The following is a 15,960-nucleotide window of genomic DNA, read 5'->3' on the forward strand; positions in this document are numbered from 1 at the left end:
AATGATTATCAATCTATTAGCTGGTGGACCAGTGGATTATATTCCCAATCTGAAAGAGTATGATTCATATGGAAAGGAAGAAATCGTTTGGGCAGGAATTGATCGAGGTGTCTATCACCTGCTTCAATTTGGTATCAAGCCGAAAGTCGCTTTTGGTGATTTTGACTCAGTGACAGAAGAGGAGTTTCAAGAAATCGTCTGTGAAGTGAATGAATTAAAGCGGTTTCATCCAGAAAAGGATGAAACAGATATGGAGCTTGCCCTTAACTGGGCGATATCTCAGAGGCCACGAAAAATTCATATTTTTGGAGGAACTGGGGGAAGGCTTGACCATTTCATGGCCAACGTCTCTCTTTTATTAAAGCCATTACAAGTAATTGAAGACTGTATGGTGGAAATTATCGATCGGAACAATATCATTTTTTTTAAAAAACCAGGAATTCATTCAATTGAAAGAGATGCAGAAAAAAAATATATATCCTTTCTTCCTGTATCCCCTGAAATTACTGGCCTTACACTTAAGGGGTTTAAATATCCACTAAACAATTGTCATATTTCAATCGGATCTACACTATGTATTAGTAATGAACTTATTATCAATCATGGTACTTTTTCTTTTAACCAAGGCATATTAATGGTGATAAGAAGCCGAGATTAAAAATTGAAATTCAAGGAGTACTTATCAAGAGAAAGTGAATAAGATGGTAAGGACGATTGCAAAATGATGATTGCGTAAGATGGTGAGGAGGGACATTATGAAATTTTATACAATTAAATTACCGAAGTTCTTAGGTGGTATTGTCCGCGCAATGTTAGGGACCTTTAAGAAAGAGTAGTAGACAATCAAGAGGTTATTTTTGTTTCCCTTACAGACAACCTATACAATTGCTTTAGCACCCAGTCATTTTAGATGGGTGTTTTTTGTTATAAGACAAAATGGATGAAGGTGACTGAATGATAATAAAACGGGGAAAATAAGGGGAGGAAAGTTAAAAGGACACCCAAATGGATGTCCTTTCGTATGATTATACGCGTTCTACTTTACCAGATTTAAGTGCTCTAGCAGAAACCCAAACACGTTTAGGTTTACCATCTACAAGAATACGCACTTTTTGAAGGTTAGCACCCCATGTACGCTTGTTAGCGTTCATTGCGTGGGAGCGTGCATTACCTGAAGTAGTCTTTTTACCAGTTACTACACATTTACGTGGCATGTGTATTTCCCTCCTTACGGTACAAAGCTGAAGCTATTATTTCACGCTTTTAATTTTCATTTTCGTCAGATGATCCATCTGAATGAATGAGAAAAACCAGTTTATCTGAATTTTTCTATCACTAAAAGATACTTTAATAATTTATCATACAACCTACACGAATGCAATAGGAAAGGGGGAAAAGGTTTCAAGAATATTTCCTTGACATGACCTCTAATAGTTAAACTATAATAAGAATGCAGGAGTATGACTTTTAAATTAATTGTTCATATAGTAAAATGTTTGTACTAAGGAGTAATTCCAAAGGGGGAACAAAACATGTCCATCGAATTAAAAACTAATTACGGACAAATTGATATTTCCAATGATGTGATTGCAACAATTGCAGGCGGAGCAGCCATTGATTGCTATGGTATTGTTGGCATGGCCTCTAAAAACCAGATTAAAGATGGTTTGACTGATATTTTACGTAAAGAAAATTTCACTCGTGGTGTTATTGTTCGCCAAGAAGAAGAGGAAGTACACATTGATATGTACATCATTGTAAGTTACGGAACGAAAATTTCCGAAGTAGCTCATAATGTTCAATCAAAAGTGAAATATACTCTTGACCAAACAGTGGGGCTTGCTGTTGATTCGGTAAATATTTACGTTCAAGGAGTTCGTGTAACGAACCCGTAGTGAGGAGGAAGATTTGTGTCAATTAAAGTTTTAGATGGAAAACGTTTTGCGGAGATGGTGATAAAAGGTGCAAACCAGTTATCAAATAATGCAAAATTAGTTGATGCACTAAACGTTTTTCCTGTTCCAGATGGTGATACTGGAACAAATATGAATCTCTCGATGACATCAGGGGCAAAAGAAGTAAAATCAAATGTCCAAGAACATATTGGAAAAGTGGGTTCGGCTCTTTCTAAAGGTTTATTAATGGGGGCTCGTGGAAACTCGGGTGTAATTCTATCACAACTTTTCCGAGGGTTCTCTAAAGCAATTGAGCATAAAGATCAAATTAATGGAATTGAATTTGCCAATGCGTTAGAAGCAGGTGTTGAAACTGCATATAAAGCTGTAATGAAGCCGGTTGAAGGAACGATATTAACGGTAGCGAAGGATGCTGCTAAAAATGCCGTTTTAGTATCCAAGAAACACGACGACATCATTGTAATTATGGAAGAAGTGTTAAGTGAAGCGAAAGCGTCATTAAACAGAACACCAGATCTTTTACCTGTATTAAAAGAAGTGGGAGTTGTCGATAGTGGCGGACAAGGACTTGTGTTTGTCTATGAAGGCTTCCTGGCAGAGTTAAAGGATGAAGAGCTTCCACAAGCATCTACTTCAGGACCTAGCCTAGAAGAATTAGTAAGTGCGGAGCATCACAAAAATGTCCAAAGTCATATCAATACAGAAGATATTGAATTTGGATATTGCACTGAATTTATGGTCAAATTTGAAGAAGCGAAGCTAGCTGAGCATCCATTTAATGAAGAAAGCTTTAGACAAGACTTAAGCAACCATGGCGATTCCTTACTTGTAATTGCTGATGAGCAAATTGTAAAAGTACATATCCACTCTGAGCAACCTGGCGTCGTGTTAAGTTACGGGCAAAAGTATGGCAGCTTGATTAATATGAAAATCGAAAATATGCGTGAGCAGCACACAAACATTGTCGGTGAAACGAAAACGCCTCTTTACTCAGAAGAGCCTCCTAAAAAGAAGGAACAAGTAGAGTATGGAATTGTGTCCGTGACAATGGGAAGTGGAATTGCGGAATTGTTCCGTAGCATCGGAGCGAATGGAGTCATTGAAGGTGGTCAAACAATGAATCCAAGTACTGAGGATATTGTAAAAGCTATTAAAGAAGTGAATGCTAAGAAAGTTATTCTTCTACCGAATAATAAAAATATTATTATGGCAGCTGAACAAGCAGCTGAGCTTGCGGATGAAGAGGTTATAGTCATTCCTTCGAAAACAGTTCCTCAAGGAATGGCAGCGTTACTTGCCTTTAATCCAAGTGCAGATCTTTCTACTAATGAACAACTAATGAAAGATGCATTGCAGCATGTGAAAACAGGGCAGATTACCTTTGCTGTTAGAGATACTACAATTGATGGACTCGAAATCGAAAAAGATGATTTCATGGGTATTGCAGATGGGAAAATTGTGGTGAAATCAAAAGAGATGGTATCAACTGGGAAGGAATTATTAGATACCATGTTAGATGAGGATTCAGAAATTCTGACGGTGATTAAAGGTGAAGATGCATCTGATAAGGATGTTCAAGAGATAGTAGAATATATTGAATCTAATTACGAGGATATAGAAATAGAAGTTCATGATGGGAAACAACCATTGTATTCCTTTATCTTCTCAATTGAATAATGTACAGGAAATAGAAGGGGGATTCTCCTTCTATTTCCTATTTTAAGATATTTTTTCCTTGCGTAAAACACTGCTTTACAATATGGGAGCTTGCTTGTTACATTGATAATAGTGAAATCAATAAATAACTATGAATCGAACATATATATAGGGCAAAGGGGGAACTTGTGATGAAGTATAAAAGTGTATTTGATATTATTGGACCAGTAATGATTGGGCCGTCTAGTTCTCATACAGCAGGTGCAGCCAGAATTGGAAGAGTTGCACGCAGCCTATTTGCAAGAGAGCCTAAATGGGCTAAAGTATCCCTTTATGGATCTTTTGCTAAAACGTATAAAGGGCATGGTACGGATGTCGCGATTATTGGGGGATTATTAGATTTTGATACGTTTGATGAAAGGATCATTCATTCAATAGACATTGCTAAAAAGAATGGGATGGAGATTGAATTCATCGAAGAGGACGCATTATCAGAACATCCGAATACAGCTAGAATTCAAATTGGTGATGATCAAGGCGAACTAGAACTTGTAGGGATTTCCATCGGTGGAGGGAAAATTGAAATTACAGAGCTTAATGGCTTTGAACTAAAACTCTCCGGTCATCATCCAGCTATTTTGGTTGTACATGATGATAAATTCGGTGCTATTGCATCTGTATCTACTTGCTTAGCTAAGTACGAAATTAACATCGGCCATATGGAGGTTTCACGGAAAGAAAAAGGGCAAATGGCTTTGATGACAATCGAGGTCGATCAAAACGTTGAAGATAATCTTTTAAAGGAATTAGAAGCACTTCCCCACATTGTAAAAGTAACGAAAATTGTTGATTGATATGTAAGGGAATGAGAGCGTTTTCAAAATGCAAGATAAAAAGCAACAAGGGGGATGACCTATATGTTCCGAAATGTAGCAGAACTAGTTGAGCTTGCAATAAGCCAAAACAAGAAAATATCAGATATTATGATTGAGCAAGAAATGGAAGTAAGAAATCAAACGAGAGAAGAAGTAATTGGGCAAATGGATCGAAACTTAACAGTTATGGAAGAAGCGGTGGAGAGAGGCTTAAAAGGAGTAACTTCCCACTCGGGTTTAACAGGTGGAGACGCTGTCCTTCTTCAGAAATATATTGAAAAAGGGAATTTCTTATCAGGAGAAACGATCTTAGATGCTGTTAGTAAAGCGGTCGCAACGAATGAAGTGAATGCAGCGATGGGAACAATATGTGCAACTCCAACTGCGGGCTCTGCTGGGGTTGTTCCTGGGACTCTATTTGCTGTTAAGAATAAATTAAACCCAACTCGTGAAGAAATGGTTGCTTTCTTGTTCGCTGCAGGTGCCTTTGGGTTCGTTGTGGCAAATAATGCCTCTATTTCAGGTGCTGCTGGAGGGTGTCAGGCTGAGGTTGGATCTGCTTCAGGTATGGCTGCTGCAGCAATTGTGGAAATGGCTGGCGGTACTCCTGAACAATCTGCTCAGGCAATGGCGATTACATTGAAAAATATGTTAGGATTAGTATGTGATCCTGTCGCAGGTTTAGTGGAGGTTCCATGTGTGAAACGGAATGCCATGGGAGCTGCTAATGCGATGGTCGCGGCTGATATGGCATTGGCAGGAATCACAAGTCGAATTCCTTGTGATGAGGTTATCGATGCGATGTTTAAAATCGGCCAATCGATGCCAACAGCCTTAAAAGAAACCGCACAGGGAGGTTTAGCGGCGACACCAACAGGTCGTGAGCTAGAAGCTAAGATCTTTGGAATTCCGCTGGATAAAAAGTGAACCAAAAATTACTAGAGCCTGTAACAGTAATCAAAGGGATAGGTCAAGAAACAGCTGAAGCTTTAAAGGAAATGAAGATATTTACGGTTAAAGATTTGCTCGAGTATTTCCCTTATCGTTATGAAGACTATCGGTTGCGTGATTTAGCAGATGTACAGCATGAAGAAAAAGTAACTGTAGAAGGGAAGGTTCATAGTGAGCCTTCTCTTGTCTATTATGGACGGAAGCGTTCTAGACTTACGATTCGATTGTTAATCGGCAGATACTTAATATCATGTGTCTTCTTTAATCAACCATACTTGAAAAAAAATATCGCGATGAATGAAACGATCACAGTAACAGGGAAATGGGACAAGCATCGACAAACACTTACAGCGACTGAAGTGCATATAGGTTCTAAAGCGCATAATCAAGACTTTGAACCTGTATACTCCGTTAAGGGAGAAGTAACGGTAAAAGGTATTCGGAGGTTTATTAAACTCGCATTCTCTCAATTTTTTCAAGAAATTGAAGAGTCTATTCCAGAGCATTTCATTCAAAAATATAAATTACTGAACAAACAGACTGCCTTAAGAGCTCTTCATTTTCCTGAAAATGAAACAGATGTGAAACAAGCAAGAAGAAGATTTGTCTATGAAGAGTTTTTGCTGTTTCAGTTAAAAATGCAGGCTTTGAGAAAGTTTGAGCGAGAGCATTCCTCTGGGATTAGCCAAAATTACAAGATTGATCAAGTGAAGGCTTTTATTAAAGACCTTCCTTTTCCATTAACACAAGCGCAAAAAAGAGTTGTAAATGAAATTATGGTGGATTTAAAGTCACCATATCGAATGAATCGATTATTGCAAGGGGATGTAGGTTCTGGGAAAACCGTTGTAGCAGCCATTGCATTATTTGCAAGCGTATCAGCTGGGTATCAAGGGGCATTAATGGTTCCCACTGAAATTTTAGCCGAACAGCATGCAGAATCACTACATAGTATGCTACAGGTTCATGGGATAAGGTGCACGCTATTAACGAGTTCTGTGAAAGGAAAGCGAAGGAAGGAAATTTTGCAGTTGCTTGCAGACGGTGAAATCGATGTATTGATCGGTACACATGCCCTTATTCAAGATGAAGTTCACTTTCGTAACCTAGGTTTGGTCATTACGGATGAACAGCATCGTTTTGGAGTAGAACAACGCAGAGTTTTACGAGAAAAGGGAGAAAGTCCTGATGTATTATTTATGACAGCTACTCCTATTCCGAGAACACTCGCGATTACTGTTTTTGGAGAAATGGATGTATCAATAATTGATGAAATGCCTGCTGGAAGGAAGTCAATTGAAACTTATTGGGCAAAGCATGATATGCTTGACCGAATACTCGGTTTTATTGAGAAGGAGCTAACTAAAGGCCGCCAAGCATATGTAATCTGTCCGCTTATTGAGGAGTCAGAAAAACTGGATGTTCAAAACGCAATAGATGTCCATAGTATGCTAACCCATTATTTCCATGGGAGGTATGCAGTTGGTCTTATGCATGGAAGGCTGCCATCTGAGGAAAAAGACCAGGTGATGAAAGAATTTAGCTTAAATGAAGTACAGCTATTGGTTTCAACAACAGTAGTAGAAGTCGGGGTAAACGTTCCAAATGCTACTATGATGGTTATTTATGATGCAGAACGATTCGGACTTTCCCAGCTTCACCAATTAAGGGGACGTGTTGGTCGAGGAGAACATCAATCCTATTGTATTCTATTAGCTGATCCTAAGTCAGAAGTCGGAAAAGAAAGAATGAAAATTATGACAGAAACGAATGATGGGTTTGAGCTTAGTGAAAAAGATTTAGAGCTAAGAGGTCCTGGGGATTTCTTTGGAAAAAAACAGAGTGGACTTCCAGAGTTTAAATTAGCTGACATGGTTCATGACTATAGAGCCTTAGAAACGGCAAGAGAAGATGCCGCGCAGCTCATACATTCTTCTGTTTTTTGGGATTCTCCTGAATACGAGCAGCTTCGCATTCACCTTCAACTTACTGGAGTATTGGAAGGTGAAAAGTTAGATTAGAAGAACCCCTTAGTAGTATTCGTACGACAAGGTTGCCTTTGCTATTCGTTTTGAAATAAGAAGTGACAAAAAAGAGTCGGCTACCGAATAAATAGAAGGGCTCGCCCCAAATCTATCAGCAGATTGCAAGTTCTTTCTTGCAATCTGCTTTTTTAGATTATATACTACTATTAGTACCTAGTCTTAATATCTCGAACGGTGTGATGAATATATGAGAAGAAATAAAAAAGAACGGCAGCAACAACTTACGGACACGATACAGGAAAATCCATTCATCACAGATGAAGAATTAGCTGATAAATTTTCTGTAAGTGTTCAGACGATTCGATTAGACCGACTTGAGCTTTCTATTCCGGAGCTTAGAGAACGGATCAAAAAAGTGGCAGAGAATAACTTCGATGATGAGGTTAGAGCATTGCCGATTGAAGAGGTAATCGGTGAAATTATCGATATTCAATTAGATCAATCTGCCATTTCTATATTAGATGTGAAAGCTGAGCATGTGTTTAAACGTAACCAAATAGCGCGCGGGCATCATGTTTTTGCGCAAGCTAATTCGCTAGCTGTCGCGGTAATTAACGATGAATTAGCACTTACGGCAAAAGCAAACATACAATTCAAACGCTCTGTAAAGGTGAATGAGAGAGTCATTGCCAAAGCAGAGGTAACCAAAATAGACCAAGATAGTGGGAGAACATTTGTAGAAGTAAAGAGTTTCGTTCAAAATGAATTAGTATTCAAAGGCGAATTTGAAATGTATCGATCAAAAAATAATTAAAATTAAAGGATGTAATAAATATGAGAATAGCAATCGACGCTATGGGTGGAGATCATGCACCAAAAGAAATTGTTCTTGGCGCCATTAAAGCGATCCAGACTTTCCATGACCTACATATCACACTAGTAGGTGACGAAGAACAAATTAGAAAGCATCTTACTAGCGAAGATAGAATTGATATTCTTCATACAAATGAAGTAATTTTGAGTACGGATGAACCGGTTCGGGCTGTACGCCGAAAGAAAGATGCATCAATGGTTTTAGCTGCTAAACAAGTTGCAGAAGGTACTGCAGATGCGTGTATTTCAGCTGGTAATACTGGTGCACTAATGGCAACGGGATTATTTATCGTAGGACGTATAGATGGGATCGAAAGACCTGCACTTTCACCGACATTGCCAACACTAGATGGTTCAGGCTTTTTATTATTAGATGTAGGCGCAAATGTAGATGCTAAACCAGAACATTTACTTCAATATGGAATAATGGGTTCGATCTATAGTGAGCGGGTTCGTGGGATTTCAAAGCCACGTGTTGGGCTCCTGAATATTGGGACAGAAGAGAAAAAAGGCAATACGCTTACAAAAGAGGCATTCGAGCTTTTGGAAAAAGCGAATATTCATTTTGTAGGTAATGTAGAAGCAAGAGATTTACTTGATGGAGTAGCGGATGTTGTTGTTACTGATGGGTTTACAGGGAATATGGTGTTGAAAACAATTGAAGGAACCGCTATTTCCATGTTTAAAATGCTAAAGGAAGCATTGACAGGAAGCTTTAAAAGCAAAATGGCTGCAGCTGTTCTAAAGCCTGATCTTGTCCAATTAAAGACAAAAATGGACTACTCAGAATATGGTGGTGCAGGCTTATTTGGATTAAAAGCACCTGTAATTAAAGCACATGGTTCTTCAGACGCAAATGCTTTATATAATGCTATTCGTCAAGGTAGAGAAATGGTAGAGAAGAATGTTAGTGCAACAATTAAAAAGGAGATTGAAGATACTTCGATATCTTCACAGCCAACAGAAAAAGTTTAACTAGGGGGATGTTCATGGGAAAAATCGCTTTCTTATTTCCAGGTCAAGGATCGCAAACAGTCGGAATGGGAAAAAGTCTAGCTGATATAGACGAAGGGGTAAAAACCATCTTTGATCATGCAGATAGAAAACTTAATTCATCACTATCACATTTAATTTTTGAAGGGCCAAAAGAAGAGCTAACACTTACAACCAATGCTCAGCCTGCCCTCCTTACGACAAGCATTGCAATATTAGACTATTTAAAACGATCTGGAATTGAAGCTGATTATGTTGCAGGGCATAGCTTAGGTGAATATACTGCACTTGTTGCTGCAGGAGCCTTTACATTTGAAGAAGGAGTCTTCGCAGTTCGTAAACGAGGCGAATTGATGGAAGAAGCGGTTCCAAATGGTGAGGGAACAATGGCGGCTGTTTTGGGAATGGATCGTGATGCATTATCTGCTGTAACAGAAGAAATCTCAGCAGCAGGGAATTCCGTTCAGCTTGCAAATTTAAATTGCCCAGGGCAAATAGTGATATCGGGGTCTCGTAAGGGAGTAGAACTTGCATCTGAAAAAGCGAAAGAAGCTGGTGCAAAGAGAGTGATTCCACTTGAAGTAAGCGGCCCATTCCATTCTGAATTAATGAGACCTGCTGCAAAACAATTAGAGAAAGTATTGAATGAAATGAATATTGCAGATGCTAAAATTCCGGTCATCGCGAATGTATCAGCAGAAGAAATGACGGCTGCAGATGAGATAAAAGAAAATCTAATCGAACAATTGTATTCTCCAGTCTTATGGGAGGATACAGTTCGGAAGATGGTTGAGCTGGGTGTAGACACTTTTATTGAGGTTGGTCCAGGGAAGGTTCTCTCAGGATTAGTGAAAAAGGTGGACCGAAAGCTAACGACATATGCTGTTTCTGATCAAGAAAGTTGTGAAGCTGTTATTCAGTCCATTAGGGAGGGAAATGTATGAAACTACAAGGGAAAATAGCGCTTGTTACTGGTGCATCTAGAGGAATTGGTCGTGAAATTGCTTTGGAATTAGCAAAGCAAGGGGCAAATGTAGTTGTGAATTATGCAGGCAGTGAAGCGAAAGCAAATGAAGTTGTAAATGAAATTGAACAAATTGGCCAAGAAGCAATCGCGATTCAATGTGATGTATCTAATGCTGAATCTGTTTCGAGCATGGTGAAAGAAACGATAGAACGATTTGGGCAGCTTGATATTCTCGTGAACAATGCTGGTATTACAAGAGATAATTTGCTAATGAGAATGAAGGAAGACGAATGGGACGATGTAATCAACATTAATCTAAAGGGAGTCTTCCTTTGCACTAAGGCTGTAACAAGACAAATGATGAAGCAAAGAAGCGGTCGCATCATTAACATTTCTTCCATCGTAGGTGTAAGTGGTAATCCTGGGCAAGCTAACTATGTAGCTGCAAAATCGGGTGTAATTGGTCTTACCAAAACATCAGCGAAGGAGCTCGCTTCTCGTGGAATTACCGTAAATGCTGTTGCTCCTGGGTTTATTACCACAGACATGACGGATAAGCTAAGTGAAGAGATTCAACATGAAATGTTAAAGCAGATTCCATTAGCGAGCTTCGGTGAACCGAAGGATATTGCCAATGTAGTTGTATTCTTAGCATCTGAGGACAGCCGATATATGACTGGCCAAACATTGCATGTTGATGGTGGAATGGTGATGTAAGACTGTTGTAAGAAGCTACCACTTACATTGTCGTTGATAATAAATCATGAAAAGTAAAGTGGTTCGAATGAATTTCTAAGATAATTGAAATACGATATACGATTCAATTTATGAAGTGCATTCATATTAGTTTTTCTTTCCACAAACATCATCTTGCTTACTTTATTATTTAAACAAAATACACTATAATAGCTTGAGGGGAGGTGAACAAGCATGGCAGAAGTATTAGAACGCGTAACAAAGATCATTGTTGACCGTCTAGGTGTTGATGAGGCAGAAGTGAAACTAGAAGCTTCATTCAAAGATGATCTTGGTGCTGATTCCCTTGATGTAGTTGAACTAGTAATGGAATTAGAAGATGAATTTGAAATGGAAATTTCTGACGATGATGCTGAAAAAATCGCAACAGTGGGTGACGCTGTAAATTACATAAATGCTAATATGTAATCGTTAGATATTGAAAAGCTCCGTTTTCGAACGGGGCTTTCTTCTGTATGGAATCATCACTTTAAATAAGGGTAACATGGTAGAGTGGAACACCATTCCCTTTCGGCTTGGTACGATCAATCGTATGCCAAGTTTCTTTGCGTTTTCAACGATAAATACGTAAACTTATATTGTAAATAATTAGTGAGCAAGGTGGAGAATGATGCGCAACAACAGTAAAGATAAAGAAAAGAGAACATTTCGCGCAAAAGAAAAGAAATTTCAACTATTTCAAGAAAAGTTAGGAATTCAGTTTGATAATGAATCCTTATTAAAGCAAGCATTTACTCATTCATCCTATGTGAATGAGCATCGCAAAAAGCCTCATGAAGATAATGAGCGACTTGAGTTTCTAGGAGACGCAGTACTGGAATTGACCGTTTCCCAATACCTGTACAAAAAATATGGAATGATGAGCGAAGGGGAGCTTACGAAATTAAGAGCCGCGATCGTATGTGAACCTTCTTTAGTTACCTTTGCAAATGATCTAGTCTTTGGTGATCTCGTCTTACTTGGCAAAGGTGAAGAAATGACAGGTGGTAGAACGAGACCTGCATTATTAGCTGATGTATTTGAAGCCTTTATTGGAGCGCTTTATTTGGATAAAGGGTTAGATGCCGTTCTTCAATTTCTAGAAAAATATGTGTTTCCTAAAATTAATGCTGGTGCTTTTTCTCATGTGATGGATTATAAAAGTCAGCTGCAAGAATTAATTCAAAGAGATGGTTTAGGACTAATTGAGTATAAAATCCTTTCTGAAAAGGGGCCTGCTCATAATCGTGAGTTTATTTCTCAAGTAGCTCTAAATGGGCAAGAATTAGGCGCAGGTAAAGGCCGTTCGAAAAAAGAGGCCGAACAGCACGCAGCCCAAATGGCTCTAGTAAAACTAAAAGAATTGAGCTCAATCGTAAATGATCAACACACCAATGGTAACTAGAGTCGGGGGGAGTATACGTGTACTTAAAGCGATTAGATGTGGTCGGTTTTAAATCATTTGCCGAACGAATTGGGGTGGACTTTGTTCAAGGTGTTACCGCTGTGGTTGGACCGAACGGAAGCGGTAAGAGTAATATTACGGATGCTATTCGCTGGGTATTAGGTGAACAATCAGCAAAATCCCTTCGAGGAGCAAAAATGGAGGATATCATCTTTGCTGGAAGTGACTCAAGAAAGCCGTTAAATTTTGCAGAAGTTACCTTAACACTAGATAATGAGGATCATGGGCTACCTATTGAATACAATGAAGTCAGTGTGACTAGACGAGTGTATCGTTCGGGTGAGAGTGAGTTTTTAATTAATAAACAAGCTTGTCGGTTAAAAGATATCGTGGATCTGTTTATGGATTCCGGCTTAGGAAGAGAAGCGTTCTCTATTATAAGTCAAGGAAAAGTAGAAGAAATCCTTAATAGCAAGCCAGAAGAGCGGAGAACGATTTTTGAAGAAGCAGCAGGCGTACTAAAATACAAAAATCGAAAGAAAAAAGCTGAACATAAATTGGCTGATACACAAGAAAACTTAAATCGAGTAAGCGATATTTTACATGAGCTTGAAGGCCAAGTTGAGCCATTGAAAATTCAAGCATCTATTGCAAAAGACTATCTTCAGCAAAAGGAAGAATTAGAAAAAATTGAAGTGGCTGTAACTGTCTATGAAATCGAAGAACTTCATCTTAAATGGGAAAAATTAAAAAAACAGCTAGAAGAACATAAAACCGATGAGATGCAATTATCAGCTACACTACAAGCAAAAGAAGCGAAAATAGAAGCGGCAAGGGATCAGCTTTCAGCCTTAGACGAATCGATTTCAGACCTGCAAAACGTATTACTGCATGCAAGTGAAGAACTTGAAAAACTTGAGGGACGAAAAGAAGTTTTAAAGGAAAGAAAAAAGAATGCTGTACAAAACAAAGATCAGCTAGAAAAAACGATCGAAGAATTAACGTTTAAAGTGGAGCAATTAACCGAAGACAAAACCAAGCAGGAGCTGACGACTGCGACTCTTGAAAAAGAGGCAAATGAAATTCAATCCCTTTTAAAAGAAAAACAATCCCAATTAAAGCTGTTAAGTGAAAATTTAGAAGAGAAAATTGAGTCCTTAAAGAGCGATTATATTGAATTATTAAATCAACAAGCTTCTTCTAAAAATGAGCTTCATTATATTGATGAGCAACTAAGGCAACAAAAGGGTAGGAACGAACGATTAGAAGAAGAGAATGAAAAGTTTGTTGCTGAGCGTAATCGCATTGTAAGAAAGAAACAGTCCATAATGCAAATGCTTAAAGAACTTCAAGAAAAACTCGAAAATCACATTTATTCATTCAGGGAAGATCAACGGAAGCTTGAAGGAGTAAAAACTCAATTTCAAAAGCAAGAAAAGACATTATATCAGGCGTATCAATATCTCCAACAAGCAAAATCAAGAAAAGACATGCTCGAGGAAATGGAAGAGGATTATTCAGGCTTTTTTCAAGGGGTAAAAGAGGTATTAAAGGCAAGAGCAACGAAATTATCTGGAATTGAAGGGGCGGTTGCTGAATTAATTCAAGTACCCAAGGAACTAGAGCTAGCTATTGAAACAACACTTGGCGGAAGTATGCAGCATATCGTTGTCGATTCTGAACATAATGGACGATCGGCTATTCAATTTTTAAAACAGAATGGATACGGTAGAGCGACATTTTTACCGCTAAGCGTAATAAAAGGAAAATTTCTGTCTCCTAGTCAGCTTCAGCTTATTCAAAATCATCCATCATTTGTTGGGGTGGCTTCTAACCTTGTTCAGTTTGACGAGAAATATAAACAAGTTATCAGCCACTTATTAGGCAATGTTGTCATCACAAAGGATTTAAAGGGCGCAAATGAAATGGCTAAAGCACTTCAATATCGCTCCCGTATTGTTACTTTAGATGGCGATGTAGTCAATCCAGGTGGGGCAATGACAGGTGGAGCCGTTAAAAATAAATCTACTTCTCTGTTAAGTCGAAAAGGTGAGCTTGATGATCTGAAAGAGAAGTTAATTGAGATGGAAGATAAGACGGAAGAGCTTGAAAATAAAGTTAAAAGCTTGAAGTTGGATATCCAGCAAAAAGAGAGTCAGCTAGAAGACCAGCGTATGATTGGTGAACAGCTACGTGTGAAAGAACAAGAAATGAAAGGAGATCTTCGAGAAATTGAAATCGAAGAGAAAAATATGAATGAGCGACTTGCCATTTATGATATGGATAAAGCTCAATTTTCCGAAGATCATTCAAGGCTAGAGGAACGTCAATCAGAATTGGTAGTGGCACTAGAACAAGCTCAGCAGAATATTAAGGCGTTAGATGATGAGATTTCTATCTTAACACGACAAAAAAATAACCAATTAACATCTAAAGAGGCTTTGATAACGGAGATTGGAGAATTAAAAGTCCGGCTAGCAGCTAAAAATGAGCAACTGACACATGCGAGAGAAAAACTAGCTCGAGTTCTTTTTGAATTGGAGGAGAATGGTCAAAAGCTAGCAGATTATAGGGAAGACTTACATTTATTGAACTCAGCAATGACGAATAGTACTTCTGGTGAAGAACATCTAGAGACGGAAGCAATGAGGAAGCTCCAAGACAAAAATGAAACGATTAAGCTCATATCATCTAGAAGAGAAGAACGTCTTAATTTGCAGACCCAGCTGGAAGATGAAGAATTAGAGGCGAAGGAATTAAGGCGCCAGCATAAAGGCATGGTTGAGGGGTTAATTGACGAGGAAGTAAAGCTTAATCGAACGGACGTAGAACTAGAAAATCGCTTAACTCACCTAAGAGAAGAATATCTACTATCCTATGAAGGAGCCAAAGAAGAGTTTCCGCTCCTTCTTCCTGTTGATGAAGCAAGGAAAAAAGTAAAACTGATTAAGCTCGCTATCGAAGATTTAGGTACCGTGAACATCGGAGCAATTGATGAATATGAGCGAGTATCAGAACGGTATGAATTTCTTTTAGAACAGCGTAATGATCTGCAAGAAGCAAAGGACACGTTATTTCAAGTAATTGATGAAATGGATGAAGAAATGACTAAGCGTTTTGAGCAGACCTTTACTGGAATTCGCTCTCACTTTGAGTCTGTATTCCAAGCATTATTTGGTGGTGGAAAGGCAGATTTACGTCTTACTCACCCAGATGACTTATTGAATACAGGAGTAGAAATAGTTGCGCAGCCTCCAGGAAAGAAACTGCAGAATTTAGGCCTTCTTTCTGGAGGAGAACGTTCTCTCACAGCGATTGCTCTTCTATTTTCGATATTAAAAATTCGTCCCGTACCTTTTTGTATTTTGGATGAAGTAGAAGCAGCTCTTGATGAAGCAAATGTACATCGGTTCAGTCAGTATCTACAACGCTATAGTACAGAAACACAATTTATTGTGATCACACACCGAAAGGGAACAATGGAAGGAGCCGACGTTCTCTATGGTGTAACCATGCAAGAATCAGGTGTTTCAAAACTAGTATCTGTTCGATTAGAGGAAACAAATGACCTTGTAACCAATTAACCATTAAGGAAGTGACGATA

15 protein-coding genes are annotated in these 15,960 nt (G+C 38.5%); 14 read left to right on the forward strand and 1 reads right to left on the reverse strand.

Annotation, left to right across the window (positions count from 1 at the left end):
* Position 1: 1 nt before the first annotated feature.
* Both LS684_RS08015 and spoVM read left to right on the forward strand, forming a co-directional pair.
* On the forward strand, positions 2-658 hold the full coding sequence (locus tag LS684_RS08015) for a thiamine diphosphokinase (protein WP_233811090.1): 657 nt from the start codon (positions 2-4) through the stop codon (positions 656-658).
* Positions 659-755: 97 nt separating this feature from the next.
* Positions 756-836: a stage V sporulation protein SpoVM gene (gene spoVM, locus LS684_RS08020; protein WP_058002606.1), complete on the forward strand. Its 81-nt coding sequence runs from the start codon at positions 756-758 to the stop codon at positions 834-836.
* A 189-nt stretch (positions 837-1,025) separates the two neighbouring features.
* Here spoVM and rpmB read toward each other — a convergent pair whose 3' ends face one another.
* Positions 1,026-1,214, reverse strand: coding sequence for a 50S ribosomal protein L28 (gene rpmB, locus LS684_RS08025; protein WP_019381740.1), 189 nt, complete (start codon positions 1,212-1,214; stop codon positions 1,026-1,028).
* 318 nt (positions 1,215-1,532) lie between these two features.
* Here rpmB and LS684_RS08030 point away from each other — a divergent pair, with 318 nt between their 5' ends.
* The 12 genes from LS684_RS08030 (at position 1,533) to smc (ending at position 15,940) form a co-directional block, all read left to right on the forward strand.
* Positions 1,533-1,895 (forward strand): Asp23/Gls24 family envelope stress response protein, encoded by a 363-nt coding sequence (locus tag LS684_RS08030; RefSeq protein ID WP_233811091.1) that lies wholly within the window; start codon positions 1,533-1,535, stop codon positions 1,893-1,895.
* 15 nt (positions 1,896-1,910) lie between these two features.
* Positions 1,911-3,593, forward strand: a complete 1,683-nt coding sequence (locus LS684_RS08035; protein WP_233811092.1) for a DAK2 domain-containing protein — start codon at positions 1,911-1,913, stop codon at positions 3,591-3,593.
* A 170-nt stretch (positions 3,594-3,763) separates the two neighbouring features.
* Positions 3,764-4,426: an L-serine ammonia-lyase, iron-sulfur-dependent subunit beta gene (sdaAB, locus tag LS684_RS08040; RefSeq protein ID WP_233811093.1), complete on the forward strand. Its 663-nt coding sequence runs from the start codon at positions 3,764-3,766 to the stop codon at positions 4,424-4,426.
* 63 nt (positions 4,427-4,489) lie between these two features.
* Positions 4,490-5,374, forward strand: a complete 885-nt coding sequence (sdaAA, locus tag LS684_RS08045) for an L-serine ammonia-lyase, iron-sulfur-dependent, subunit alpha (RefSeq protein ID WP_233811094.1) — start codon at positions 4,490-4,492, stop codon at positions 5,372-5,374.
* Positions 5,371-7,419, forward strand: coding sequence for an ATP-dependent DNA helicase RecG (recG, locus tag LS684_RS08050; RefSeq protein WP_233811095.1), 2,049 nt, complete (start codon positions 5,371-5,373; stop codon positions 7,417-7,419). The genes sdaAA and recG overlap by 4 nt, the downstream gene beginning before the upstream one ends.
* A 211-nt stretch (positions 7,420-7,630) precedes the next feature.
* The gene (fapR, locus tag LS684_RS08055; protein ID WP_233811096.1) at positions 7,631-8,197 is read left to right on the forward strand and encodes a transcription factor FapR; all 567 of its coding nucleotides are present in this window, start codon (positions 7,631-7,633) and stop codon (positions 8,195-8,197) included.
* A 20-nt stretch (positions 8,198-8,217) separates the two neighbouring features.
* Positions 8,218-9,231 carry a phosphate acyltransferase PlsX gene (gene plsX, locus LS684_RS08060; protein WP_233811097.1) on the forward strand — a complete coding sequence of 338 codons (1,014 nt, stop codon included), beginning with the start codon at positions 8,218-8,220 and terminating at the stop codon, positions 9,229-9,231.
* Between the two features lie 14 nt (positions 9,232-9,245).
* On the forward strand, positions 9,246-10,193 hold the full coding sequence (gene fabD, locus LS684_RS08065; protein ID WP_233811098.1) for an ACP S-malonyltransferase: 948 nt from the start codon (positions 9,246-9,248) through the stop codon (positions 10,191-10,193).
* Positions 10,190-10,933, forward strand: coding sequence for a 3-oxoacyl-[acyl-carrier-protein] reductase (gene fabG, locus LS684_RS08070; protein WP_233811099.1), 744 nt, complete (start codon positions 10,190-10,192; stop codon positions 10,931-10,933). The genes fabD and fabG overlap by 4 nt, the downstream gene beginning before the upstream one ends.
* A 213-nt stretch (positions 10,934-11,146) precedes the next feature.
* Positions 11,147-11,380 carry an acyl carrier protein gene (locus tag LS684_RS08075; protein WP_233811100.1) on the forward strand — a complete coding sequence of 78 codons (234 nt, stop codon included), beginning with the start codon at positions 11,147-11,149 and terminating at the stop codon, positions 11,378-11,380.
* 202 nt (positions 11,381-11,582) lie between these two features.
* Positions 11,583-12,356 carry a ribonuclease III gene (gene rnc, locus LS684_RS08080; RefSeq protein ID WP_233811572.1) on the forward strand — a complete coding sequence of 258 codons (774 nt, stop codon included), beginning with the start codon at positions 11,583-11,585 and terminating at the stop codon, positions 12,354-12,356.
* 17 nt (positions 12,357-12,373) lie between these two features.
* The gene (gene smc / locus LS684_RS08085) at positions 12,374-15,940 is read left to right on the forward strand and encodes a chromosome segregation protein SMC (protein WP_233811101.1); all 3,567 of its coding nucleotides are present in this window, start codon (positions 12,374-12,376) and stop codon (positions 15,938-15,940) included.
* The last annotated feature ends 20 nt before the right edge of the window (positions 15,941-15,960 follow it).

The sequence above is a fragment of the Cytobacillus spongiae genome, assembly GCF_021390075.1.

Bases quoted from the DNA above. Each gene is read 5' to 3' on its own strand.
- LS684_RS08015 (WP_233811090.1), top strand. From the start codon at position 2: ATGATTATCAATCTATTAGCTGGTGGACCAGTGGATTATATTCCCAAT.
- spoVM (WP_058002606.1), top strand. From the start codon at position 756: ATGAAATTTTATACAATTAAATTACCGAAGTTCTTAGGTGGTATTGTC.
- rpmB (WP_019381740.1), bottom strand. From the start codon at position 1,214: ATGCCACGTAAATGTGTAGTAACTGGTAAAAAGACTACTTCAGGTAAT.
- LS684_RS08030 (WP_233811091.1), top strand. From the start codon at position 1,533: ATGTCCATCGAATTAAAAACTAATTACGGACAAATTGATATTTCCAAT.
- sdaAB (WP_233811093.1), top strand. From the start codon at position 3,764: ATGAAGTATAAAAGTGTATTTGATATTATTGGACCAGTAATGATTGGG.
- sdaAA (WP_233811094.1), top strand. From the start codon at position 4,490: ATGTTCCGAAATGTAGCAGAACTAGTTGAGCTTGCAATAAGCCAAAAC.
- fapR (WP_233811096.1), top strand. From the start codon at position 7,631: ATGAGAAGAAATAAAAAAGAACGGCAGCAACAACTTACGGACACGATA.
- plsX (WP_233811097.1), top strand. From the start codon at position 8,218: ATGAGAATAGCAATCGACGCTATGGGTGGAGATCATGCACCAAAAGAA.
- fabD (WP_233811098.1), top strand. From the start codon at position 9,246: ATGGGAAAAATCGCTTTCTTATTTCCAGGTCAAGGATCGCAAACAGTC.
- fabG (WP_233811099.1), top strand. From the start codon at position 10,190: ATGAAACTACAAGGGAAAATAGCGCTTGTTACTGGTGCATCTAGAGGA.
- LS684_RS08075 (WP_233811100.1), top strand. From the start codon at position 11,147: ATGGCAGAAGTATTAGAACGCGTAACAAAGATCATTGTTGACCGTCTA.
- rnc (WP_233811572.1), top strand. From the start codon at position 11,583: ATGCGCAACAACAGTAAAGATAAAGAAAAGAGAACATTTCGCGCAAAA.